This window comes from Acidithrix sp. C25, from assembly GCF_904848545.2.
The window spans coordinates 98,705-118,748 of sequence record NZ_CAJHCI020000007.1 but is presented as its reverse complement, the minus strand read 5'-3'; the positions used below and the strand labels follow the sequence as shown (position 1 = coordinate 118,748).

The following is a 20,044-nucleotide window of genomic DNA, read 5'->3' as shown; positions in this document are numbered from 1 at the left end:
AGCGAACTTTTAGCGATTTAGCGTCTCTGGCCAAAAAGGCTAGCTAGTGCAATGGTTTCTGAAACCCCGGCATTGAGTTGGCGCAATGTCGTCCTCGAGGCGTCAACAACTTTCTGATAGTTTTCCGCTGCTTGGACGGGGTCTGCGCCTTCAAAAAATTGGGATCCACGATAATATGCTAGAAATATAGAGATCCCTGCATCGAATTCAACCTTCCGTCTAAATCGCAAAATCCGCTTATGTTCGTTCTCGACTTCCCTAAAGATCCCTTTCATTCCTGAACTCTTTTGATTCGTAGCCTTGAAGCTAGAAAGCTCTATCTCCTGTTGTTTTTTTAGATCAGCCGTAACGCTATCGATAAGATTGGTTACACGTGACGCATCTAAAATCAGCTCTTTTGCATTTGTGTAGCGTTTGCCAGCTGGCTCCCCCCACGCCTCAAGGCGATTCTCCAACCTTCCATCAAGACCTAAATCTCGAGCTAAATCAAGATTTCCTCTAGCAAAGGATGAAGTAAGCTTCGCCTCTTTAGAACCCAGTCCTTGATCTTCTAACCACTGAGTGACCTCCTGGTCTAAAAGGCCCGAGAACTCCACCCGAACACACCTAGAGGCGATTGTGGCCAGGGCCTTGTGGATGGTGCGAGCCACAATAATGAAGACAGTAGATGCCGGCGGTTCTTCTATAACTTTCAAGAGCACAGGGGCTACCTCTGCTATGTTGTCAAACTCTTCGATGATGACAACCCTACGAGAAGATTGGTTTGGCGACAAAACAGCCAATCGGATTATGTCATCGCGGATTGTGTCAACCGAGAGCGAGCTCTTGAACTTCTCAAAATAGTTCAGATCCGGAGATCGCCGTGCAAGGGTCGCAAGACAGATCCCACAGCTTCCACACCCTCCGCTGGAACACAGAAGTCCCGCCGCAAAGGCCAAAGCCCAAAGCTCTTTTCCGCTACCAGGCGGACCATAGAAAAGGTAACTATTATTCGGATGAGATAGGTGAGCACCTAAAACAGGTGCTAAATCACGGTGGACAGAGACCGACTTCAATACCGGCGAAATTACGAGCGAATCGCTTTCAAAATCTGACATAATCCATCACTATCCACAGTTACTAAGGAAAATTCTAGGCGAAGCTAGTAACTTTCACGAAACAACGTCACAGATCTGACAAATAAGCACCTATGGATCCGATCTATGGCCGTCAATAACGTTAAGAATCCGATCTCGAATCTCAAAGACTTCACCATCACCGTCTATGCAAACCCAACCAGATCTAAGTGCAAGTTGACCAAAGCCATCCCTGACACGCGACTGAAAGGTCTGTCCCTGACCCTCAAAACGATCCGAAGAAGAGAGCTCTCGCATTGCTCGATTCGTCGGTTCCATTATATAAAAGACCATTTCTGGAACCAGAGAGTCGGTGGCAAAGGAGTCCAAAAGCATCAACTTGTCAAGGTCAATCCCATAGCCAAATCCCTGATAAGCCAAGAACGACCCTGAAAAACGGTCGCACACGACCCAAGCCCCACGTTCCAGTGCCGGCAAGATCACCGATTCACAATGTTGGGCACGAGCACTCGCCATCGCCAAGGCTAGCGCTCTAGCTCCTATCTTATATTTTCCAAAGATAAGATCCCGAAGTGCCTCGCCTAGGGGTGTTCCACCTGGTTCACGCGTTTCAACCACCTCGACCCCTCGTTGGCGCAACGCTTCAGAGACAAGTTGGGTTTGGGTGGATTTACCAACACCGTCTAGGCCTTCTAAAACAAAAAAACGTCCCTTGAGCTCCTTGGCCACGACCTTATCCTTAGGAGTTCTTACTTTTGGGAGTCTTTGGGGTGGTTGCGCGAGGCGCTCTAGCAGAAACCCTTGCGCCGGTAGATCTCGTAGATCCTTTAGCGGTCGATGTGGCTTTAGCGGTCGATCTAGTTGTGCGCTTTTTAGGTTTTACGCCTTCTCCATCTTCGTTCGAAACCTCGGGCATCGACCCACGCTTTTCGGCTAAAAGCTCGACTGCCCGCTCCATGGTTAGACCCTCATCGACTTCAAACTGCTTTACCGTACAATTGATAGTTCCATCGGATACATATGGTCCAAAACGTCCCGAGCGAAGGACGATTGATCGTCCATCTGGATCGACCCCAAGTTCGATCGATGTGGCAGTTCGTCTACCGCGACCCGTAGCCGGTTGAGCCAAGATAGCTACAGCATCTTCCAGACCAATAGATAGAAGTTGCGACTCACTAGTTAAACTCCTAGAGAGACGCCCTCTTTTGACGTAGGGGCCGAACTTCCCATTCGACACCACAACGTCATCGCCTGTCTCTGGGTCACGCCCTACAATTCGAGGAAGCGAGAGAATCGAAACTGCATCTTCAAGAGTCACGGTCTCTGGGGTCATGGTAGAAAACAGAGAACCCGTCTTTGGCTTTTCACCTTTGGGTAGGAGTTCGGGATCTCCCAACTGTATAAATGGGCCGAAACGCCCTACTTTGACGAATATCGGATCGCCTATCTCCGGATGAAGACCTAGAAAACGATCGCCACTGCCTGCAGCCAACAATTCAATCGCTCGTTTTGTTGTCAGCTCATCTGGCGCTATCCCATCGGGAACTGGGGCCGTTGTGTCGCCTACGCTCAAATAGGGGCCGAAACGACCAACGCGAACTACGATAGGATTTCCCTCTTCGTCGTCGCCTATTGAAATTGAGTTAATAGCCCGAGGGTCAATTGCGTCAAGTTGACTATCTACCAAGAATTTTAGACCTTGATCATTTGCACCGAAATAAAAGTCACGAAGGTACGGAACCGCGGGTATATCGCCATTGGCAATCTTGTCCAATGAGTTCTCAAGTTCGGCAGTGAAGTTATAGTCAACAAGTTCGCCGAAATATTGCTCCAAAAGTGCAACTACGGAAAATGCTACAAACGAAGGAATGAGGGTATTGCCCCGCTTGAAGGCATAACCTCTATCTTGAATCGTTGAGATAATACTTGCATAGGTGCTAGGCCTACCTACCCCATATTCCTCTAACGTCTTTACGAGGGAGGCCTCTGTAAATCGAGGCGGAGGGCTCGTCGTGTGACCTTCATAATTTGTACTTAGGACGGGAACCGCTTCACCTTCAACAAGAGGGGGAAGAATGACGTCATTTTCATCAGAAGATGTATCGCCATCGTCGCTATCTTCTACATAGACGCGCAGAAAGCCAAAGTGATCGATGGTTCGCCCGCTAGCAGAAAGTAGTGCGCGAGTGGGATTCAAACGTGCGCCTTGGTCACTTCCTATACTTTGGTCCAAAGCTAAGGGTGCACTCAGCCGAACCGAAACGGATGTACCCGTCGCATCTGTCATCTGTGAGGCTATCGTTCTCTTCCAGATCAACTCATAGAGACGGGCTTCATCTGAAGATACCCTAGATGTAATCTGAGCCGGTGTTAGCCACTGATCCCCAGCCGGACGAATAGCCTCGTGGGCCTCTTGGGCGTTTTTCACGGAATTTTTATAGTCTCTGGCTCGAGCTGGAACAAATTCATTTCCATAAAGCTCTTTTACAATCTCGCGGGTCTGAACCAAGGCGGCATCGGCAAGGTATGTCGAGTCCGTTCGCATATAGGTAATGAATCCGGCCTCGTATAACCTTTGGGCCGCCGACATCGTTCTAGTCGAGGAAAAACGGAGCTTCCGCCCGGCCTCCTGTTGAAGCGTTGAGGTTCTAAAGGGCGGAGCAGGACTTCGGCGATAGGGCTTGGGCTCGACAGATTCAACCAAAAGGCTTTTGTTCTTCAAATCTGATGCGATCAAGATTGCAGACGGCTCATCCAAGACGACAAGAGGAGCATTTTTAATTCGAGCTGGATCGATCGATCCAGCTGAAGAGAAGTCTCGCCCTGTTGCCACTCGAAGCGAATCCAAACCGATCAGATTAACACGGAATGCGCTCTTGGCCTTGGTTGCATTAGCCATTACCGAAAAATAACCAGCAGAGACGAAGGCCATCCTCTCGCGCTCTCGCTGCACCAAAATTCGAGTCGCCACGCTCTGCACTCTTCCCGCCGAGAGCGAGGGTTTGATCTTTTTCCAGAGAACCGGGGAGACTTCGTATCCATATAATCGATCTAATATCCGTCTAGCCTCCTGAGCGCTGACGAGCTGCTGGTCGATGTCTCTGGTATTTTCAATCGCCTGAGATATCGCACTTTTGGTGATCTCATGAAAGACCATTCGGCGAATCGGGACCTTGGGAGCCAGAACTTCAGCCAAATGCCAAGCTATCGACTCACCTTCACGGTCCTCGTCTGTTGCTAGAAGAACTTCGCTCGCTTGGCTTACAAGTGACTTTAAATGCTTGATGTGAGCTTTTTTCTTGTCAGAGATGACATAGAGAGGCTTGAATGAATTTTCGACGTCTACACCTAAACGAGCCCATGGCTCTTTCTTGAGCGAATCTGGAATCTCCGATGCACTCTTTGGGAGGTCTCGTATGTGGCCGATCGATGACTCGACAAGAAATTCTGATCCCAAAAACTTCGAAATTGTCTTAGCTTTAGCCGGAGATTCTACGATTACAAGTGGCTTAGCCATCAGTTTGCTTCAACCTACCCAATATTTAATGTGCCCACATAACAGACTCAGATCTATTACCATACGAGCAATTGCGGTCAACTACCGCTATTTACTGCGATCGAATACCAAAGTTTCAATCAATTGCACTTTATCAAATACAAAACTACAAGGTCATTACGGATTAGGACCTTGTAGTCGTAACAACTTTTTTTATTTAATCACTGGCATCAGATTCAGATGCCAGAAGTTCAAAGGTTGGATTCATGATTGCTATGTGCCCATCGATGTCTCCTACGGTCCCTTGAGCTATTAGGCGTTTACCTGGTTCTATGCCAGGCACCCGGCGTTTACCAGGAAAGACCAGCATAAGTCCACCACTTGAGTCCTCAAGACGAACCGCCAACGAGGCAATTGAATCCAGAGATTGAACGCGAACTGACTTTACCCTGCCAACCACCTTTGCGGGACGTCGATAGACAACGCTCCCAATGGCAATCGCTCCGGGAACATCGGAGGTGGGCGAAGTGTTTGTGTTCCCCACTGCTCGCTTGATCTCATTTTCAGTCTCATTTTTACGACGAAGGCTCGTGCGCAGGCGATCCTTGCCTGGCAAATTGACCTGGAAAGGAATTATCGTAGCATTTACATGAGGTAATTGGCTCAAAACTCGAGCTATCGAATCCGCAGTCCGATCGTGTAAGATTCGACGAAAAAATCCCGGATAGCTGCGTCGCGGTAAAAGAGCAGTAACCTCAGCATCCCCAGGGGAGACGGCTTCGGCAACGACATCAAGCGCGGCGCGACGTATCCGACGATCGGAACACTCTACAACTTCCAAATCGATTCTTCGAACACCAAGACGGCTCCAATCGGACTCGAGTTTCCTCGCCACTTTGACATCGAGCTCAATATGGACTGCCCGAATCTCATCAGGAACCAAAGTTCGTGCATACTGAAGTGCTCGAGCTGTTGCTAAATCAAGCTCTTCCACAAAGAGAATCACCTTGTGCTTTCGCAAAACAGGCACCTCACAGGCGAGCGCGACATCGCCTTCGAGGCGCTCTTCTTCAGCAACATATTGACGGTTGAGACGAATGAATAGATAAACAAGGATTGGCCCAACTACAACTACAACCCATGCGCCTTGGGTAAATTTGGTTACCAGAAAGACTATGACCACGATAAAGGAGAGGATTGAAGCAATGAGGTTTACAACGAAGCCGCGTTTGTAACCCGGCTCCTTCTCTCTGAGGTGATGCTTTAGCATTCCCGTTCCGGCCATCGTAAAGCCGGTAAAGACTCCAATTGCGTAGAGGCCGATTAGTGCATTTACGCTCGCATTAGTTCCGATAAGAATAACTTCAGCAATTACCGTAAGGAGAATAATCCCATTTGAAAATGAAAGTCGGTGGCCACGCCTTAGAAATTGTCGAGGCAAAAACGAGTCCTCTGCCGCAAAGGAGACTAGAAATGGAAATCCATTAAAACTTGTATTCGCCGCGAATATAAGGATCAGATATGTGCCAATCTGCAATAAGTAGTACATGACAGTACCAAAGGTTGAAGAGCCATACACGGTCTTAGCGATAACGGAAATTACGGTAGGCGTTCCAGAGATTCTTGGAACTGGATGAATGTACGAAGCCAAAATTGACAGACCAAAGAACAAAGTTCCCAGGATAATAGCCATATACATAAGCACCCGTTGTGCATTTTTCCATTGAGGCGCCCTAAAGAGCGAAACTCCATTTGAAACGGCTTCAATACCCGTTACCGCAGAGCCACCATTGGCAAAGGCCTGAAGAAAGATAAATAGTGAAGCGCCCATCAAAAGGCCCGATCCTGGATGACCAAGGTGATAGCCGCCTGGAACGTGGGTTGAAAGTGGGTGTAGCTGTCCGCTTAGAGCCTTATAGATTCCCCAGCCCAACATTACAAACATATTCAAGATAAAGAAATACGCAGGTAGGGCAAATAGCCGGCCGGCCTCTTTGATCCCGCGCAAATTTCCATACGCAAGAACTAGGACAAATAAGAGCGAGAGTTCAAGATTGTATGGAGCTAGAGCTGGAACCGCCGATGATATCGCATCGACTCCAGCGGCAACCGACACAGCTACCGTGATCGTATAGTCAATCATGATCGCGACCGCGGCGATCTGTGCAATTCGTGGTCCAAAGTTGTCACGGGCTACCACATAGGCGCCACCGGCCTTTGGATATGCTTTGATAACCTGAAAATACGAGGCAGCGACCGTTACCAAAATTATCAAGATCAAGATTGATATCGGCAAAACCATGGAAAAGGCAGCTACGCCAATTACCGGTACCAGAATCGTCAAAATCTCTTCTGTCGCATAAGCAGAAGATGAGATGACATCAGATGACAGTACCGCCATTGCGGTAAAGTTTCCGAGTCGCTCTCCCTTTAAATCCTCGTTGACAAGTGGTTTGCCTAGGAACTTATTTTTCAGGCGATAGATTCTCGACTCTGGAAGATCATAAGAGCCCAAAGGCGCAAGAGTAGTTGGCTGCGATTCAAAACTCCGCGCACCGCGAAAACGTTCGCCACGACCGTCACCGGCTGGTCCCTCTTCACCTTTAGATAAGGGGGGAACTTTTGGATTGCTTTCTGGCAAGGGAAAAAGCCTCCGAACTCAATTTTAATAAATAGCATTTATACTGTGTCGCGTCTTTGTGTCTAGAATCTAGCCACAGAATCTCTAAAATACTCAACGCGACCAGAATAGATTACTAGGTGATAGACCGTGCATGTAATTGTTGTAGGATGTGGCCGCGTCGGATCTGAATTAGCGGCACGACTCTCCTACGAGGGCCACTCAACCGTAATTATCGACAAGAACTCATCAGCCTTTCGTCGGCTAAGTCCGACATTTAACGGAAAGACCATAACGGGGCTCGGTTTCGACCGAGAGCGCCTCGAGGCAGCAGAGATAGATCGCGCCGACGCACTAGCGGCAGTCACAAGTGGAGACAACTCAAATATATTGACTGCAAGAATTGCAAAAGAGACCTTTGAAGTCCCAAAGGTAGTTGCCAGAATCTACGACCCCAAAAGAGCCGAGATCTATCAGCGACTTGGGATCGCTACGGTAGCTACGGTTACTTGGACGACAGAACAAGCTATGCGTCGCCTCTTCGAAGACTATGCACAGCCGGATTGGATAGAACCACACGGTGGATATGTCCTTTTGGAGAGGGGCCTTCCGCTTCACATGACTGGCCATCGTCTTACAAACCTAACCGAAATACCAAATGCCCTTCCGATTCTATTGACACGGGGAACCTCTGCAAAGCTCTTCAATAATGAGCTGGTCGCACAAGAGGGTGACGTAGTTCATTTCATGGTGGAACGCGGATCGATTCAAGGCCTCGACAAGGCGCTTTTCGAGATTGGAAAAACGCAATGAAAGTCGTAATCGCAGGTGCTGGAAGCGTGGGTGCGTTCATCGCTCAAGATCTCTTTGAAGCTGGCCACGACGTTATGGTCATCGAACAAAACGGTGACGAAGTAGCCAAACTCAAAGATCACATCGGATGTAAATTCTCTGTCGCCGACGCATGTGAAGTTTCATCGCTTCAAGCCGCCGGCTTGGCAGATACCGACGTCGTAGTAGCAGCGACTGGTGATGACGAAGATAATCTTGTCATCTCGCTCCTCGCAAAGCAGGAGTTTATGGTTCCCAGAGTTGTCGCGCGTGTGAACAATCCAAAGAACCACTGGCTCTTCAATAAGACATGGGGCGTGGACGTCTCGGTTTCAACACCTCACCTTCTCTCTTCGTTGGTCGAAGAGGCAGTATCAGTAGGATCGCTTGTAAGGTTGCTCTCCTTTGAAAAGAGTGGTGCTCGCCTCGTCGAAGTTACATTAGCAGATAACTCTCCAGCCAATGACTTTGAACTAGCAACGCTTGCTTTCCCCAAAGAGGCCTCGATCGTCGCTATTATTCGCGACGGCAGCATTATCGTACCTCGAGGAGAGACGATATTTCGCTGTGGCGACGAAGTTGTAGCACTCGTGACAATCGATTCCGAGGCAGAGTTGAAGGCAATTTTGATCGGCACCGCCCCCATGGGCTAGCAGAGATTAACAAATTAGCTGCAAAGCTCTAGAGTTTTTTACCAATGCCAGTCTCTCCAAAAAAAAACTGCCACCTTTACCCTAAATCCCTACTTCATCCCTACTTCGTCAAGAAAATTTGACGAAGTAGGGATTTGAATCGATTGAAAGATTCATGGTTTGCACAAAGATCAAGTGGAATAACCCAATTGACTTCTGACAAAAATGCAATATTAAAAGTCCCAACTAACACCTCTGGGGAACCTTTAAATTTTGGCGTAATCTTTAAATATTCTTGGAACACAAGAGCCAAAACTGCAAATGGCTAAGGATATTATGGCTAGAGGATCTCTGGATGCTGCACAACAGAAGGCTTATTCACTACTTGAAGAGATGATCGCTCAAGGCACGCAAATAGTCATCGAATCGAACACTCCCACCGATGAACAAGGCGGTGCCACCGAGATAACCGAAAAGATCCTAGAGTCAATCAATCAGATCGGTCCACTTAGTCAAAGTCGCTTCAGCGTCATAGAGTGCTCTGAGACTACCGATGCATTAGACCTCCTACTAGATGCGATACAAATCACAAAGAGATCTAACGAATCGATCTTGGTCTTTGTTGAGGGCGCATCAAGTGCAAGAAGCACGCTTCGGATCCTAAAGGCAAAGAACGCTTCGTTGGAGATTCTGGATCTATCGCAAAAACATTCCCAAAAGAGTCTCGCCACAAATGGCCTAAGGGCCGATCTAATAATTGCGACACCCGAATCAATCCATAGACAACTTCTCCCTGAACAGTTCAGCCTCTATCGTATTATCCAACGGATTTCGTCACTATGGATCTTTGATATGGTGGAGTTTCGTGGTCTTTTAGGTTCAAACCTTTTTCACATCCTAAAACGCTTCGAACTCGCGGCTAAAGATCTCGGCCGAGATATTTCCCTTGTTGGGGTCGGAATTGAATTAGGCGACGCCGATCGATTTGCGTGTGAATTATTTGACTGTGGAGGCGACCAACTCGCCAAAATCTATCTACCACCTGACCGACCGGGCTCTATTTCAATTGGGTTTATCGATCCAAATATCGAGGTAGATCCTTCTTCTGCACTTACAATCGCCTCTAAACTTGCTCGACTCGGATGGCAGGCAAATCTAAAGACGGCAGTGATCACCTCATCGCGACTCAAGGCAGAGCTAATCTCCAACTTCATAATCGAATCATCCAGTAACATTCCAGCAGAAGATCTCGTTCTCTATCGAGGAGGATACTTGGGGGAATTGAGAGTCGAGCTAGAAGAGCGACTCCTTGTGGACAGGGTGAAGATCGCAGTAGCCACATCCGCCCTAGCTCGAGATCTGACCCGCTTTGATCTAGTAGTTTTAGTTGGATTTCCAGGCACGATTGCTCGTTTTCGGCGCGATTTTCAGCGAATTTCAAAGGCGGGCGGGATGATAGTTTTGGTCGCCTCCGCAGATCAATTAGACCGTTGGATAACTAGAAATCCCCACGAAATCATCACACGTAAAAATGAGGGGGCGGCCATCAACCCCTTCAATAAAAGTGTATGCCACCACCAGCTCATCGCAGCGTCTTCAGAAAGGTCGATCACTGCGAGTTCTTACCTTAGGGGAGAAAATGGAATTAGAGAGGTAACCGATTCACTCGAGCAACTAGTTGCCCAATCGACCTTGATAAAGACGCCGTTGGGATATCAATATGTAGGTTCAAGGCAACCAACAAGAAACTATGGTCTCAGGGGTTACATAAGTCGGAAATACCGAATGATCACCACTACTGGTGAAGTGCTAGAAGAGATAAACGAAGATCAAATTCCAACGAGCGCCTTTATTGGAGCGGTCTATCGCCATCGCAGAGCAAGATTCAGGATCGTAGCGATCGACGATGACAATAGCTTTATCTTCGTCGAAAAGACCGAAGATCAAATTTACACAAAAGCACTCATCGAATCCAACTACCAATTTTCAAAGATGAGATTACTTACCTCTCCATCGCTTGGCCTTTGGATTGGCGTAGCCGACCTCTTCGTCACCGAAACACACCTTGGATATGAGACCTACTCTGAGGCCGGAGCACTCTTGGGCATTCAGCGAAATCGCCTTCCATCAAAAGAGTTAGATACTGAGGCATTCTTTATCTCCTTTAGTGATGATGCCACCTCTGATATTGAGACCGAACTCCTTCCAGGCGCCCTTCATGCCATGGAACATTGTGCCATTGGAATACTTCCTATAGTTTCAATCTGCGATCGATGGGACGTCGGAGGCGTCTCCTTTGTGGCCTCACCAGGCTCTGCTAACGGCCTTGATCTGGACGAAATCTCCGGCGCTGTGGCAATTTACGATGGCTACGCTGGTGGAGTTGGAATTTCTTACGCCACCTACGAAGCCCAAGCTACTTTAATGGCCTCTACCCTTGAGACTCTCGTCAACTGTCCCTGCACCACAGGATGTCCCTCTTGCATAGTAAGCCCAAAGTGTGGAAACAATAATGAGCCGCTATCAAAACGCGGAGCCCTAGAACTGACACGACTTGTCGCAGATTCCTTAGCAGGCAAGAGAAATCTCAAAGGATCCTAATCTCAAGGCGATCATTAATCTGCAAACCTCAGAGTAAGGTAAGTCACCAAAGAATGATAGAACCGTCCACTAGCAATCCCACTTCATGGAGACCTGGGCGTTAGCCCAAATAAAAGTCAACCAAATAATTTACCAAATCACCAAAGAGAGGTTGCAACTAGGATGTTATTGTGAGAGCTGCCTTCTTTGACCTTGATAAAACTGTAATTGCCAAAGCATCTATGCTCGCCTTTGGAAGGACCTTCTACAAAGAGGGGTTACTATCCCGCCGAACCATTATGCGCTCCGCTTATGCCCAGGTCTTGTATAAATACACCGGGGCAAACGAGCGACAACTTCAAAAGCTCAGAGAAACAGTTCTTTCTCTGACCAAGGGTTGGGAAAAGTCATTGGTCTCAGCAATCGTTTCGGAGACAATGACCGAGATAGTGGAGCCTCTTATCTTCAAAGAAGCCCTCGACTTGATAGAAGAACATAAAAAAAATGGGGACCTTGTATTCATTGTTTCGGCATCGCCCAGCGAGATCGTAGTTCCCCTTGGTGAACGACTCGCCGTCGACGGTGTAATCGCGACTATATCAAAGGTTGACGCCGACGGAAGATACACCGGGGAGATGGAGTTCTATGCATACGGCCCATACAAGGCCGAAGCCATGCAAAAGTTGGCCGAAGAATATGGATTTTCTCTAGAAGAATCGTACGCCTATTCCGACTCATACACTGACCTCCCAATGCTTGAAGCCGTAGGAAATCCAGTCGTAGTCAATCCAGATCGAGTCTTAGCTAAAATTGCCAAAGATCGATCCTGGAAGATACTCAGTTTCACCAATCCCGTGCGAGTTCGTGAAGGACGCGTCCGACCATCTACACCAACCGCACTTGTAGCATTGACCCTGGGAATCGCATCCGTCGCGGCCTCAAGCTTCTACCTGCTCTATCGAGTACGACGTTTGTCTGCTCAGATTCGTTCCATTCTTTTGTCAGCGGCAGATTAAAAAAGAGGTCTCTGGCGCGGTCGAGCTATCGATATAGTCGATCCGTAATTGAGCTTTAGGGTTATGAGCTAAATTAACAAGGTGTCCGGCAAGCCAAAAGGCCACCGGACACCAGTTTTTTTACATTAAATATTCGAATCGTTCGCCTGCTATCAATTTGACACAAGACAACTCATCCAATAGATATCTTCATATCGTTGGTCCCTTGAATCTATGAGACAAAGCGATCACCGCCGAAAAAGACGAATCTAGCCTACGCAGTGGCACGAAGTTTCTTGGCAGCAAGCGCTCCAAGGCCCGCAAGCAAAATTACAAATATTAGCTTCTTCATAAACAGCCTCAATCTTTCAATACATCTATAGTTTTACAATATTTCATCAATCCTAGTTTCTCTTTATTTTAGGTCGCCTATCTCATCGACTCCAAAACCCCGATAACTAAAGTTCGAAAAACGATCATCCATCCGAAAGCAAGCTCCAGATTCGCCCGACTTCTGATTGAAAAAACAATTCCTACTCGTCAATCTAGCCTAGGCGCCCTCAAAGCCAAGAATCAACTCTTCGTCAATCGCCTCAGCAAGTCGCTTTGGCGACTTCGGTAGCATCAATGCGGAAAGCGAGGCGAATACTGCAATTACCGCTGACGCTGTCATGGCGACACCGTACCCATGGGAGGCAGCCATTAAAACTGCGGCATGATGGCTCACGTGCACATTTGAGGCTAGCGAGCTCAGATTCGAATTAGTGACCGCTAAAGCCAGCGAAGAGAGCCCCGCAAGCCCGACCGCACCTCCAACCTGCCTAGCAGTATTCAAAACGCCTGAAGCCAATCCTGCGAGGTGACGATCGATTCCCGTCGTAGCGGAAAAGGCCAATGGAGTGAAACAAAGCCCCATCCCGAGTGTCACCAAGATGCTTGGAAGAAAGAGAGATCCTAAATAGCTCGAAGTTGGGGAGATGTTACCCAACATCAAAAGACCTATAGCAGTTATTATCGGACCACCAATCACAAGTGGCCGCGACCCGATCTTAGATATCAATCGAGACGATATCTGTGCACCGGTAATGATGGCCAAGGTTTGAGGTACGAAGGCAAGACCTGCCTTTAATGGGGAATAGCCGAGGATCTCCTGCATAAATAGCGACAAGAAGTACCAGCTCGCAAAGATTGAGCCGCCTACCAAGAACATGGCAATATTGGCTACACTCAAAGCCCGATGTCTAAAGATAGCGAGCGGAATGATTGGGCTTCCAGCGATTTTGGCTTCATAATAGACAAAGAACATCATCGAGGCTGCCCCAATAGCAAACGCTACGAGGGTTTCAACGTTAGCCCAGCCTAGATTTCCCCCTTGTACTAGGCCATAGACGACCGCCGTGAGGCCAAATGTAATTAAGGCAGAACCCACAACATCAAGGCGCGCTCCTTTTGTTGCTTGGCTTCTCTTGAATTCAGAGAGAAACATCCATGCCAGAACGACTTCGAAGATGCCGATTGGCACATTGATGAGAAAGGTCCATCTCCAGCTCAAGTAATCAGTCAAAATACCGCCAAAGAGAGCACCTGCAGCACCACCTGCGCCCGCTACGGCACTCCAGGCACCCAAAGCTTTAGCTCGTTCACGGCCCTCTTCAAAGGTTGTAGTAATAATCGTCAATGTCGATGGAGAAAGGATCGCTGCTCCGACGCCTTGAAGCGTTCGAGCAATGATGATCTCCCTTTGTGACGTAGCGATAGCACCAACGAGCGAAGCCACCGAAAAGAGAAAGATGCCGCTGAAGAAGACTTTGCGTCGACCGATAATGTCTACCAGGCGGCCACCGAGCAATAAAAGCCCCGCGAAACTCAAGGTATATGCATTTAGGATCCACTGCAGGTTAACCTGACTAAATCCCAAGGAGTTACGAATCGACGGTAGAGCGACATTCACAATCGAGACATCGAGCACCACCATGAACTGAGCCACACAGGCGATCGTTAAAATCAAACCCTTATGGGTCGAAATACTTTCCGATCTACCTTTAAAGCGTTGGCGCATTGAGCGAGCGCTACCCTGAGAAGTTGTTGGAGTCATCCGTACCAAACCGTTCTATCTATAAAATCTGTAATTCACTGCCGAATACTTTTAAAATGTTGCCAACTTATGGAGCACAAAACATTGAATAGCCCATCTAGGTATTCTTTGTGCTTTATGCAAATCAACTCATGCCAGCAATTTAATTGGGCAATCGAATAGTTCGCATTGCAACTAACGACGCAAGCAAACTATAAATTCCCCCAAAGCTGAGAGAAATCAACCAAGTTGGCATCTACCAAAGGTTGAAGAATCAAACTGTATCCAAAACTATCGCCTAGCGGCAAAACTTTTGGCCCCTACATTCCGAGGTAGAACTTTACACGAAGTGATAAGCAAATTCGACCCCTCGTTAGAATGAATAGTGCTTTTCTATCTGCAATCGATCACTCCTGGCCAAAGTTCTAAAATCTACGTTGAAAATCTCGGGGTCCGAGGTAGAAATTTTACCTTCATCACAGCCCACACGTATTTTGGCAGTTTTTGGTCGAGTTCATTTACTATCCTTTTTCTAGCCAATGTGGATTAAATGAGCTAGGTGATTCGAGTGCTAACAAAATTTGACAAAGATATAGAAGCTTCGTCGATTGGAAACAATAAGTTTCTCGGAGAAATTGCAACCGGATGGTCAACTGGAAGAGGCCCCAACGGCGGATACATCGCCGCGTGTCTTATGTCTGCGATGAACAAAACGATCGACGATCCCACACGTTTGATTAGGTCACTCACCACCCATTATCTCTCCCCACCATCATTAGGCGAATATGAAATAACCCTAGAGACTGAAAAATCAGGGAGATCAGCTACCTTTATTACCGCTCTTATGAGGCAAAGAGAACGAGTAGTCGCCAAAGCATTCGGGGCATTCGCCATCAACCTTCCCGGCCCTTTCTTTCAAGACGTTCAACTAGGGGAGCCTCCCAGACCGAATCAAATTGCACCTTCAAGAGTAAATGAAGGTCGACTGGTCGAAATGCATGAACGATATATCTCCAAGGTGGTTCCTGATAAAGAGTCATTTCCCAGTGGGAGACTAGCTAAGAGCAGTGGTTGGCTTCGCCTAAGTGAAAATAGAAAAACAGACTCCTTGCTTCTCGCGGCATATAGCGATGCTTGGTTGCCATCCATCTTCACGAAGTTGGATGGGGACTTCGCCGTTCCAACTCTAGATCTAACGATTCACTTTCGCTCCGATTGTGATCCGTTAGATCTAGATGAAGATGCCTTTTGCTTTGTGAAGTTCAAATCACAATTAGCAAACGGCGGATTCATAGAAGAAGACGGCGAGATCTACGACCCCGGCGGCAGACTTCTGGCCCAATCACGACAACTTGCACTTTTAGCGCCAATGTAGTCGTCCTCGCAGGGTCCACAAAAATAAGATGCTGGCTTTAGTGGCGACTTGAGCCAAAGAAAACCAGCATCTTAATCCAACGACCCACGACAAAGAAATTTCATGTAACTAAGCAACTAAAGAGTTAACAAGTCTCTCGCACCTGTATCCGAGGAAGGATGGCGAAGCTTTGACATGGCTCGGGCTTCTATCTGTCGAATTCGCTCGCGTGTCAAATTAAAATGCTCCCCCACCTCTACTAGAGTCCTGGGTTCACCTCGGTCAAGACCAAAACGTAACTTCAATATATCTCGTTCACGATCATCCAAAGGTGCCAACAATCGAGCAATCTCGACTGGTAACAGCGTCGTCGCTGCGACTTCAAATGGAGATTCCGCAGCGCGATCTTCCACGACGTCTCCGAGTTCCGCGTCACCATCATCCCTCAGTGGCTCTGAGAGTGAGAGAGGCTCGGCACGAAACTTAAGAGCATCCAAAAGCTTAATTTCATCTATTTCAACCTCTTTAGCTAGCTGGGCCAAGGAAGGTGGGTAACCCAGTTTGAGCTCTAGACGCGCTGAAGCTTTTTGAACACGAGAAAGCGTATCTCCTGCATGAACAGGAAGTCGTATAGTCCGGCCAGTGTTAGCGATCCCTCTGGTAATGGCTTGCCGTATCCACCAGGTCGCATAGGTGGAAAACTTAAAACCTTTACGCCAGTCGAACTTCTCAACTGCATGCATTAGTCCTAAATTACCCTCTTGAATTAGATCCAAAAGAGGCAGTCCAGAGGCCTGATACTTCTTGGCGATAGATACCACCAGCCGTAGGTTCGACTGGACAAAGGCTCTTTTTGCCGAATTACCCATAGTAATATCGACTTTTAAGCTTGATCGACGCTCGATAGGCATATCTTTAGACCTGGACGAAAGCTCTTTTTGAGCTTTAGCGCCACGCTCGATATCCTTAGCTAGCCTTACTTCGTCATCTTTTGATAGAAGGGGATATTGACCTATATCCGTCAGATACATCCTGACGAGGTCTTCTTCGTCCTTATCAATCCGGTCCTTGGCCACCAAGTCCCACCTTTTCCAAAGCAGTGTGAAAATTAAATATCTTCACAAAATTCAAACCAAACTAGTTGGCCGACTATTTCCGAATCTCAAGTCCGACGGCATTTTGACTGATCGATAGAATTTTACCTACTATTGATAAAAATCCATCAGTGCAATTATCGGGACTTGGATTAATCCAGTAAAAAGTGCGCCATATCGACTATCTCATTAAGATTGCAATCATTGAGTTTTGAAGATCCCCATCCATTTCAAAATATCTCGATTTGCCTTTCCAAGTTCGGCACTGATTCATCAGTTACTCCTAACTTGTGAGGAACCCTTGAAGTTAGGTCACCCCCAATAACGGTTTAGCATGGCTTGAAATCATATTCAACAAATCTAAAGCCCAAAGCACCGTGACAAATTCGAAATGAAACAGTATCTAACCATAAGTATCATGCTCCATTTAGAAAATAGGTTAGCGTCGACTTGGGCTACCGACCTCAAAAGCTAACATTCACAATAATATCCTGATTCAAAATAAGACCAATGTGACAAAAAAGTAGATACAGCGCCCACACGATCACATTACGATCCAACAAATCCACATCGCTTCGCCCAGCCCAGCAGAAGGGTGGAAGAGACGTGGAAGAGACGTGGAAGAGACGTGGAAGAGACGTGGAAGAGACGTGGAAGAGACGTGGAAGAGATAAAGCCCTCGAAATTCCTATCGGATTAGATTGACTTACCATATGCTAACCAATTGATTCCAGTCAATCACCACATATCTCATCCATAGCCCACATATCTCATACATAGTCCACGCATGCCTCTATTCGTCAAAAAGCAATTCAGAGGCCATAGCGTCGCTGGTCAAAGCCATTGGTTATAGGCATTCGCCGATCTTTGCCAAACGCTCTCGGGGTAACTCGAACCCCGGGTGCACCCTGGCGCCTTTTATACTCGCTCCTATCGATCAAGGTCGATATCTCAGAAACCAATTCGGGATCAAATCCACTTGTGACCATTTGGCTCGTCGTCATGTCTCGCTCCACCAACGCCATTAAAACTGGATCTAGCACTTCATAAGGAGGAAGCGAGTCTTGATCGAGCTGATCGGGACGCAACTCAGCGCTGGGAGGCTTTATGATCACCGACTCAGGAATGACCTCGCGACCAAATGCCACCTCGTTGATATATCTACACAACCTGAATACAAGTAGCTTTGGCAAATCCTTTATCAAAGCAAACCCACCAGCGCTGTCTCCATAAAGAGTGGAATATCCAGTGGCTATTTCAGACTTATTGCCAGTTGTTATAACCATTGCGCCGGTTGCATTCGAGTATGCCATCAGTAGGACTCCACGAATTCTACTTTGGAGATTCTCATCGGTCAGACCTTTGGGATCTGATCCCAAAAGGCCCTTCAATACACCTCGAAACTCTTGATGAAGAGATGATATCGCGACGACATTCATCGCGATTCCCAAGTTATCCGCCAAAATCTGCGCGTCATCAAGAGATGAACCCGCATTATAACGCGAAGGCATCGCTATACCAAAGGTCCGCTCTTTTCCTAGCGCTAGGGTACAGATTGCTGCACACAATGACGAATCTATACCTCCCGATAGCCCCATGACTACCGAGCGAAATCCATTCTTATTTACGTAATCCCTAAGGCCCAAAATCAATGCCGAAAGCGTCTCGCCGAGATCATAATTATCCAGAGAATCAACCCAATTCAAGTCAAAACGAGGCGCTGGATGTGTCCATAATGCAGCGTTATTATTGGAAGAACTCTGGTCACTTGGGTAAATGGATGGCACCTCTAACGAAGGCTGATTATCTACCACTTTGATGATTTCCGGATCAAGGTCGCTCATTAGACCCCTAGGATCTAGTTGAAACTTCCGACCTCGACCTACTAGGTCTATCGAGACAACTTCCACCTTTTCGACAAAGGCTTCGACACTCACTATCAAGGATCCGCTTTGATCAAATGCCATAGATCCCCCATCAAAGACGAGTTCATCTTGGCCCCCAACTAGATTCACGTAAACTATCGGAGTTGACAGATCGCTCGAGCGAACCGATAGCATCATTGCGCGCTGCCAGCGTCGACCGATAGAAAATGGAGATGCATTCAAATTTAAAATGAGTTCTGCTCCACCTCTAACCTCATCTAGCGCTGGCCCTATCGGGCTCCAGATGTCTTCACAGATCGAGACACCCACCTTGACACCACAGATCTCAAAGAGCTTGACAGGTGAGTTAGCTGCCACAAAATATCTTTGCTCGTCAAAGACCGCGTAATTTGGGAGTAATCGCTTCCTGTAACTCTCAAAGACCTCACCGCCAAAGGTAAACGAGGCTGAATTATAGAGACGCCCATCTTCTTCTGGATGACCGATAAGCAGAACAGATTCGGGGACACTTTTAGCAATCTCATTCAAATGCTCACGGGTCGCCCTTATGAATGAAGGCTTCAAAAGCAAATCTTCTGGCGGATAGCCACAAAGTGCCAACTCCGGAAAGACGCTAATTTGACTACCTAGCGAATGTGCCTTCCTAGCCGTTTCGACTATCAAGTTGGCATTACCTTCTAAATCGCCCACCTTCGGATTGATTTGACAAATACCGATCCGAATCGAGGCGAGTTCAATATCTGACATACTTCGAACCTCAGATGGAATGCTACTACCCAAAAGTCGTAATCCTTGCAATGAGTTAGCAGATGAAGTTACGTGCGACAAAATAACTCTGGAAAAGAGATGACATTGAGAATCTAGCTATTGCGATTCTCTGGGCAACCCCAGCTAAGTCGTTGGATCCTAGAATTGATTCCTAGGCAAACTTGCGAGCAAGAGATCATGGCATGTGCGCCTACGTCAATCTTTGCTATCGGTACTTGAGGGCAAGTGATGGGTTCGTCCTAACAACTAGAAAAGATATTCGAACTAGCTATCATTGAAAACAAACTCCGTCGATATTCAAAACGGTATTGTTCCCTTTACTATCTAGACATATCGCACCTATGGCAGCGCAGCCAACAGAAATAATTATTTCCAAGACAACAAACAATTATCGGCAACGACATTTATAGACCGCTTACCAAAAAACATCAAACGACTGATTTGTCAGCAATTTATCCAAAAGCTCTTAGGGCTAATTTCAAATCGATCAACCTGTCGTTTAGGCCCTAATTGTGATAATTATCTCGAAATAGAATCAATTCGCTAAACGTGCAAACCTAAAGTCAAAATTATAAGGTTCTATCAACTAGAAGTTAGGCGATATCAGACAAGGGGTTGATCGACTTCGAATCTTTGTC

Annotated in this window: 12 protein-coding genes; 5 read left to right on the top strand and 7 right to left on the bottom strand. The window is 47.2% G+C overall.

The features are described 5' to 3' along the window. Positions 1 to 17: 17 nt before the first annotated feature. The 4 genes from ACIDITHRIX25_RS82140 to ACIDITHRIX25_RS82125 form a co-directional block, all read right to left on the bottom strand. Entirely contained in the window at positions 18 to 1,097 is a 1,080-nt protein-coding gene (locus ACIDITHRIX25_RS82140) for a DNA polymerase III delta subunit-related protein (RefSeq protein ID WP_201731858.1), read from the bottom strand. Between the two features lie 90 nt (positions 1,098 to 1,187). Then, positions 1,188 to 1,805, bottom strand: a complete 618-nt coding sequence (tmk, locus tag ACIDITHRIX25_RS82135; protein WP_201731857.1) for a dTMP kinase — start codon at positions 1,803 to 1,805, stop codon at positions 1,188 to 1,190. A 10-nt stretch (positions 1,806 to 1,815) separates the two neighbouring features. After that, positions 1,816 to 4,593 carry a type I DNA topoisomerase gene (gene topA / locus ACIDITHRIX25_RS82130; protein WP_201731856.1) on the bottom strand — a complete coding sequence of 926 codons (2,778 nt, stop codon included), beginning with the start codon at positions 4,591 to 4,593 and terminating at the stop codon, positions 1,816 to 1,818. A 196-nt stretch (positions 4,594 to 4,789) separates the two neighbouring features. Then, positions 4,790 to 7,213, bottom strand: coding sequence for an amino acid permease (locus tag ACIDITHRIX25_RS82125; protein ID WP_052604025.1), 2,424 nt, complete (start codon positions 7,211 to 7,213; stop codon positions 4,790 to 4,792). A 129-nt stretch (positions 7,214 to 7,342) separates the two neighbouring features. Here ACIDITHRIX25_RS82125 and ACIDITHRIX25_RS82120 point away from each other — a divergent pair, with 129 nt between their 5' ends. The 4 genes from ACIDITHRIX25_RS82120 (at position 7,343) to ACIDITHRIX25_RS82105 (ending at position 12,251) form a co-directional block, all read left to right on the top strand. Continuing rightward, positions 7,343 to 8,005 (top strand): potassium channel family protein, encoded by a 663-nt coding sequence (locus ACIDITHRIX25_RS82120; protein ID WP_201731855.1) that lies wholly within the window; start codon positions 7,343 to 7,345, stop codon positions 8,003 to 8,005. Further along, positions 8,002 to 8,676, top strand: coding sequence for a potassium channel family protein (locus ACIDITHRIX25_RS82115; RefSeq protein ID WP_052604027.1), 675 nt, complete (start codon positions 8,002 to 8,004; stop codon positions 8,674 to 8,676). The genes ACIDITHRIX25_RS82120 and ACIDITHRIX25_RS82115 overlap by 4 nt, the downstream gene beginning before the upstream one ends. 300 nt (positions 8,677 to 8,976) lie before the next feature. Continuing rightward, positions 8,977 to 11,256 (top strand): Zn-binding domain-containing protein, encoded by a 2,280-nt coding sequence (locus ACIDITHRIX25_RS82110; protein WP_213333471.1) that lies wholly within the window; start codon positions 8,977 to 8,979, stop codon positions 11,254 to 11,256. A 170-nt stretch (positions 11,257 to 11,426) separates the two neighbouring features. Continuing rightward, positions 11,427 to 12,251: an HAD family hydrolase gene (locus ACIDITHRIX25_RS82105; protein WP_200891149.1), complete on the top strand. Its 825-nt coding sequence runs from the start codon at positions 11,427 to 11,429 to the stop codon at positions 12,249 to 12,251. Between the two features lie 529 nt (positions 12,252 to 12,780). Here the strand turns inward: ACIDITHRIX25_RS82105 and ACIDITHRIX25_RS82100 are convergent. Next, the gene (locus tag ACIDITHRIX25_RS82100) at positions 12,781 to 14,325 is read right to left on the bottom strand and encodes an MFS transporter (RefSeq protein WP_201731853.1); all 1,545 of its coding nucleotides are present in this window, start codon (positions 14,323 to 14,325) and stop codon (positions 12,781 to 12,783) included. 547 nt (positions 14,326 to 14,872) lie between these two features. Here ACIDITHRIX25_RS82100 and ACIDITHRIX25_RS82095 point away from each other — a divergent pair. Further along, positions 14,873 to 15,679 (top strand): thioesterase family protein, encoded by an 807-nt coding sequence (locus tag ACIDITHRIX25_RS82095; RefSeq protein ID WP_052604030.1) that lies wholly within the window; start codon positions 14,873 to 14,875, stop codon positions 15,677 to 15,679. A 116-nt stretch (positions 15,680 to 15,795) separates the two neighbouring features. Here the strand turns inward: ACIDITHRIX25_RS82095 and ACIDITHRIX25_RS82090 are convergent, their stop codons facing one another. Together ACIDITHRIX25_RS82090 and ACIDITHRIX25_RS82085 are read right to left on the bottom strand one after the other, a co-directional pair. Next, positions 15,796 to 16,734 carry a sigma-70 family RNA polymerase sigma factor gene (locus tag ACIDITHRIX25_RS82090; RefSeq protein ID WP_201731852.1) on the bottom strand — a complete coding sequence of 313 codons (939 nt, stop codon included), beginning with the start codon at positions 16,732 to 16,734 and terminating at the stop codon, positions 15,796 to 15,798. A gap of 830 nt (positions 16,735 to 17,564) precedes the next feature. Continuing rightward, on the bottom strand, positions 17,565 to 19,385 hold the full coding sequence (locus ACIDITHRIX25_RS82085; protein WP_082058367.1) for an NAD+ synthase: 1,821 nt from the start codon (positions 19,383 to 19,385) through the stop codon (positions 17,565 to 17,567). Positions 19,386 to 20,044 lie beyond the last annotated feature (659 nt).

Bases quoted from the DNA above. Each gene is read 5' to 3' on its own strand.
- ACIDITHRIX25_RS82100 (WP_201731853.1), bottom strand. From the start codon at position 14,325: ATGACTCCAACAACTTCTCAGGGTAGCGCTCGCTCAATGCGCCAACGC.
- ACIDITHRIX25_RS82110 (WP_213333471.1), top strand. From the start codon at position 8,977: ATGGCTAAGGATATTATGGCTAGAGGATCTCTGGATGCTGCACAACAG.
- ACIDITHRIX25_RS82115 (WP_052604027.1), top strand. From the start codon at position 8,002: ATGAAAGTCGTAATCGCAGGTGCTGGAAGCGTGGGTGCGTTCATCGCT.
- topA (WP_201731856.1), bottom strand. From the start codon at position 4,593: ATGGCTAAGCCACTTGTAATCGTAGAATCTCCGGCTAAAGCTAAGACA.
- ACIDITHRIX25_RS82085 (WP_082058367.1), bottom strand. From the start codon at position 19,385: ATGTCAGATATTGAACTCGCCTCGATTCGGATCGGTATTTGTCAAATC.
- ACIDITHRIX25_RS82140 (WP_201731858.1), bottom strand. From the start codon at position 1,097: ATGTCAGATTTTGAAAGCGATTCGCTCGTAATTTCGCCGGTATTGAAG.